Genomic DNA, 6,212 nt, shown 5'->3' with positions numbered 1-6,212 from the left:
ATGGCGGCTGTCCGAGCGGCGGCGTAGTGGTGGTTATGGGATATGTATCCGGAAGACAATGTTTAATTGTTGCCAATGATGCTTCTGTAAAAGCTGGTGCCTGGTTCCCGATTACGGGTAAGAAAAACCTGAGAGCCCAGGAAATTGCGATGGAAAACCGGCTACCGATTATCTACCTTGTCGACAGCGCTGGAGTGTACCTGCCCTTGCAGGATGAGATTTTCCCTGACAAGGAGCACTTTGGCCGTATCTTCCGAAACAACGCCGTGATGAGCAGTATGGGCATTACGCAAATTGCTGCGGTAATGGGAAGTTGTGTAGCCGGGGGTGCTTACCTGCCGATTATGAGCGACGAAGCATTGATCGTCGATAAGACCGGGAGCATTTTCCTTGCGGGAAGCTATCTTGTAAAAGCTGCTATTGGCGAAAGTATCGACAATGAAACTTTAGGTGGCGCCACAACGCATTGTGAAATTTCCGGGGTTACAGACTATAAGGCAAAAGACGACAAAGATGCCCTCGACAAGATTAAAAATATTGTCTCAAAAATTGGCGATTATGATAAGGCAGGATTCAACCGCGAAAAAGCTGTGAAACCAGCAAAGGATGAAAAGGAACTGTATGGCATCCTTCCAAAGGCGCGCAATGAGCAATATGATATGATGGACATCATCGAGCGCCTGGTGGACAATTCAGAATTCGAAGCCTACAAAGACGGTTACGGACAAACGATACTTACGGGTTATGCACGCATTGACGGCTGGGCTGTCGGGATTGTGGCCAACCAACGTAAAGTCGTGAAATCCAAAAAAGGCGAAATGCAGTTTGGCGGTGTCATATACTCAGATTCAGCAGATAAAGCCACTCGTTTTATTGCAAACTGTAACCAGAAGAAAATTCCGCTCGTTTTCATACAGGATGTCACCGGTTTCATGGTGGGATCAAAATCAGAACATGGAGGCATTATCAAAGATGGCGCGAAAATGGTGAATGCCGTTTCGAATTCCGTAGTGCCTAAATTTACAGTAATTGTTGGGAATTCCTATGGCGCCGGAAACTATGCGATGTGCGGAAAGGCTTACGATCCAAGGCTGATTTTTGCATGGCCGAGTGCAGAGCTGGCCGTGATGGGCGGTACACAGGCAGCGAAAGTCCTGATGCAGATCGAAGCATCTTCCTTAAAAGCAAAAGGCGAAGTTGTCGACGAAAAGAAGGAACAGGAATTGTTTGACAAAATCAAGGCACGCTATGATGCCCAGGTTTCGCCATATTATGCGGCATCCAGATTGTGGACTGATGCGATTATCGACCCGATTGATACCCGTACCTGGATTTCGATGGGTATTGAAGCCGCGAATCATGCTCCGATACAAAAAACTTTTAACCTCGGAGTGATTCAGGTTTAACTTCTTCATAGACAACAATTTATTACTATATTTACAATCCAAAAACAATTTATGAAACAAATATTCCTCGTTTTTGCCTTTTTTTGCCTATCTGCGATAAACATGCACGCGAATACCAAAAAGTCAGCAGCCGTAGATGATTTTGATATTACGGTTACATTGGATGGTAAAGTAACAGTGATTAAACCATCAGTAGCCTATAGATGGGATGTTGAATACGGTCCCTCGGGATTTGTAACAGGCTCCGGGACTTATCAGGGACAAATTATCTATGGCAGTGTGACCATTGCATTGAATCCCTTTATAATTTATGATTTTAGGGTGAGGCCCAGAAATATGTTTGGTACGCCAGGCAATTGGTCCAATCCGATAAGTATCAATACCTGCAGCCAGACGGAACAAACCGTTGGATACAATTTTAATTTCGACACATCAGCGCTTGATGGTTGCTGGAGAGGCTATAAAAGTACTACAAGTTCGTACGAGCCGCTCAACCAGACAGGTTATGAATATTATGGAAATTCCGGTCAGTCCATGATGATGAGTGCCGATTTTTTTGATGGATATTATGCATTCCTTGTATCGCCAAGGTTTAGTGATATTTCAACCGATAAGAAAATAAGCTTTTGGGTAAAACATTACAGCGCCGGTAGTATGAAAGTAGGTACGATTACCAATCCTTTCGACGCAGGCACTTTTCATCAGCTGCAGGTTGTACAGGGAAATAGTGGTGCCTGGCAGAAAGTGACTGTGTACCTCAATAATTATAATGGTGTGGATCAATATTTCATGATCCAGTTCAAAGGGGGCTATCAGTCTTCTGACTATGCATATATAGACGACTTCAGCTATGAGGAAGCTTTGAGTTGTAATGACCTTAGCAATGTCAGTTTTACAAATGTGCAGGAACATACTGTTGATTTAAGCTTTAATGCACCATCTGGACAAAACCTTTGGGAAATCAATATTAAGAACCTGCTGACGACCGAAATTTCAACTGTTACAACAACACAGACTAATTTCACGCTTGATAACCTTATCGGGAATACAGGATACGATATCAAGGTACGCGCCGTTTGTGGATCGGACCAGTTCTCAAACTGGAGTCCGATATCATCAATCCATACCATTTGCCAGGACCTTACAGCAGGCTATTCCACTTCTTTTTATGATGCCAGTATATTAGACCCTTGTTGGAAAGCCATCATTCCACAATCAACAAGCGTCAGCGCGATCGGAAATTATATTAATGGCAGCGAAGTGGTACTTAGCCCAAGGACCGGCTCGAAAATGATCGAAATATCTTCATGGTCCGGAATTGGCCCCGATTACCTGATTACACCTTATTTTTCAGATCTGGATGCAAACAAGATGATCCGGTTTTATATGACTACAAGGATATCTGACAGTGATCTTATATCACTTAAAATTGGAACGATGACCAATCCTGCAGATCCTACGACTTTCCACCTGATTGAAAGTATGACCAATGCTGATATGTCAAAATCAGGTGACAATTTACCGTCATGGAAAGAGCATACTGTTTATTTAAATAATTATAACGCGGCTTATAACGATCATTACATCGCTTTCCGCTTTATGCCGGAAAGTATGTATGCGACAGAAACCATATTTATGGATGATTTCAGCTATGATAATATTCCTTTGTGCACTACACCGATTTACCCTAAGGCAGTTGATACGGATTACGATTCTGCTACGCTCGGATGGCAGACTTATCTGAATGCCGCTTCAACGGAATGGCAGATTGAATACGGGCCAGAAGGCTTTGAACCGGGCACAGGTACATTGGTTAATGCCAACACCAATCCTTATAAGATTGAAAACCTGACCATAGATGATGCGAATTATGATTTTTATGTGCGTTCGAAATGCGGTACCGATTATAGCGAATGGTCTGTTAAAGGCAGTTTCAGGACAAAGTGTATTGGCGTTGCGGTTGGCTACACCGACAATTTTGAGAGTTATCCTGTAGGCAGTTTTGATTCGTGCTGGAACAGCCTGATGCCTTTCTACCCAGTAGGTACTGACCAATATCCTGATTTCGTAAGTATAGTGAATACGGGGTCACCCAATTATTATCCTGCTCATTCCGGAACACGTTCAGTGAGGTACATGAACAACGAAAGCACTCCTGTAGTAAATGAATCGGAAAAAACGATGTTCGTAACACCAAGGCTAATTGATTTTGATCATTTCAAGAACATCTCGATCTGGATATATGCGAAAGCCAGCTCTTATGAAAATCCAGAACAGATTATTTTCGGAACACTTTCGGATCCTGATGATTATACAACTTTTACCCCATTCCAGACGATTACCAATGCGGTGCAATTCGAAAACCAATGGAAAAAATATACGATTGATTTTTCCAGTTATACCGGGACGGATAAATATGTAGGAATCAGGCAGGGACAGGCAAATCAAGAGACTTTGCTGTTTCTTGATGATTTCGAATACGGTGGCACCAGCTGCACAACGCCTACCAACCTGACGGCCCAGCAATCCGGCAGCAACTCCGTGAGTGTCGGATGGAACACAAATATGCCCGAAACTCCTTCTTCCTGGACGGTAGAATATGGCCCTTCCGGCTTTACATCGGGTACCATCGTTAGCGCGACTACAAATCCGTTCGAACTGCAGGGCCTGAATTTATATGCTTCATACGAATTCCGGGTACGTAATAACTGCGAGGAATCAGTAACTGGAAATTACAGCGATAGATATGCCTTTAAGGTTACCTGTGCAGTAAGTGCGCCGTTCGAGGATAATTTTGACCAATATCCGGTAGGAAATCCTATACCTTCTAACTTCTGCTGGACAACCAACGATTATTTGAGGTCCAGACTGACTTCTTATTGTTTAGACGGAGCCAACAGTTGCCCTAATGCTGTTCGGATAAACAGCCATCACGACAGCAATTTTGAACCGGAGTCCCACGGCGCCATGGTTTCGCCTTATTTATCGGATTTTGGTAGTGATAAAAGTATTTCATTCTGGTTAAATAGGTCTCCAAGCGGACTGAATCAGACAGGTTATCAACCGGTTATTATTGTAGGTACCATATCCAATCCGCTGGATTTTTCAACTTTTGTTCCTTATCAGAATGTTGATTTGACTGATTTGCCTGCAAATGGAAAAGTATTCACGGTTGACTTTTCTGGTTACACAGGTTCCGCAAAGCACATTGTATTCATGCACGATGGCGTTTTTGAGTATGACTATCTTTTTATCGACAACTTCAAATATTTTCAGACTGACAATGCCTGTTCTGCTCCGATTAACATCCTTGCAGAAAGCATCAATTCTAATTCGGCGCACATCATTTGGGATACAGTAAGCACATCCGATACTTACACAATGGAATACGGCTTACAGGGATTTGTGCCCGGAAGCGGAACTGCAATGACTGTAAATAGTAATTATGCAGATGTTACAGGACTGATTCCCAACACATCATATGATTATTATCTGCACGCTAATTGCGGTACACAAAACAGTATTGTGCAGGGACCTTACCACTTCTTTACGACTTGTGATGCACTGGCAGTTCCGTGGGAAGAAAATTTTGATAATATGGTTGCTTATGGAGCACAATTACTTCCTGATTGTTTCCGCACAACGTCAGGCGAATTTGAATCCCGAAACCAGAGCATCGAAAATTATAACATCGATTTCGATCATTTGCTTACAGGTGTGGGCGACACGCATTACCTGTTTATGAATGGATTTGTAAATAATTTTTTCACTCCATTATTGACTTTACAGGCGGGTACGACTTATTGTTTTAGTGTGATGGCGCGCAAAGGTTATGAATATGCCGGAGCTAACATTACAGCCCGTACAGGACGTGGCAACACTATAGCAGCTATGAACATCGGACTGACGAACCTTGGAACGCTTACAGAATATCATTACAACAAACAGCCTTTCTATTTTACGCCACTGGTTTCAGGGGATTATTCATTTTTGCTTGGAGCCAATTCATCAGGAGGTACATCAAAAATACTGGATCAGTTTAAGGTTGTTGAAGGTTATAATGAAACCATTTCAAGTAATGAGGAGGGTTTTGATTTTGACGGTCCAACATCCAACAAAATCATTCTTGAAAGCACAGATACCAGTGAGATTGACGTCGTATCAGATCAGCAAAACAATTACCTGCGCATGGCTGGAAGTACTGCTGAAACATGGAATGAAGGTGATTCCTGGCTTGCCAATGAGGAAAGCATTACAAAGGTCAATATGAAAATCAATGCCCAATCTATGACCATGCTATATCTTATTTTTGATTTGAAACAAGCTTACGCTGAAAATAATCAGTACTCTGCATTCCGTGTCATGGTGAACGGAATTGTATTAGGCGATATTTTACACCCCAATTCAAGCGAAAGTGATCCTTTTACGACGAAAATTTATGATCTTTCTGCATTTACCGGAGGCGATATCCACATTTCATTGCAGCACCTTGGACGTTATGCGAATGGTGATTTTGCCTACCTCGACAATGTAATGTTTGCGAATAGCCCTTTATCGATTCCAGAAATGCAAAATTTTTCTACCATACAAGTTTATCCTAATCCTGCAAAGGATTTTGTAACAATAAAAGGTGCTCCGGTAGATTCAATTATTGAAATGTTCAATATCAGCGGACAATTGCTTTACAGCACAGTTAATGCACTGCAGGAAACAAAAATCAGCCTTAATGCATTTGAAAGCGGCGTCTATTTCATAAAAGTGAGTACCGGTAACAAGAATCGTACTTATAAAGTCATAAAGAATTAA

General features: G+C 42.3%; 2 protein-coding genes. Both read left to right on the top strand.

What is annotated here, in order from left to right; all coding sequences use genetic code 11:
• Positions 1-1,406: carboxyl transferase domain-containing protein (locus CFE23_RS05885; protein ID WP_291085447.1), on the top strand; the 1,406-nt coding region annotated here is incomplete at its 5' end.
• 51 nt (positions 1,407-1,457) lie between these two features.
• Positions 1,458-6,212, top strand: coding sequence for a choice-of-anchor J domain-containing protein (locus tag CFE23_RS05880; RefSeq protein ID WP_291085444.1), 4,755 nt, complete (start codon positions 1,458-1,460; stop codon positions 6,210-6,212).

Source organism: Flavobacterium sp. BFFFF1 (assembly GCF_002256285.1).
Classification (GTDB): Bacteria; Bacteroidota; Bacteroidia; order Flavobacteriales; family Flavobacteriaceae; genus Flavobacterium.
The sequence above is the reverse complement of the archived record's forward strand: the minus strand, read 5'-3'. Positions and strand labels throughout refer to the sequence as shown.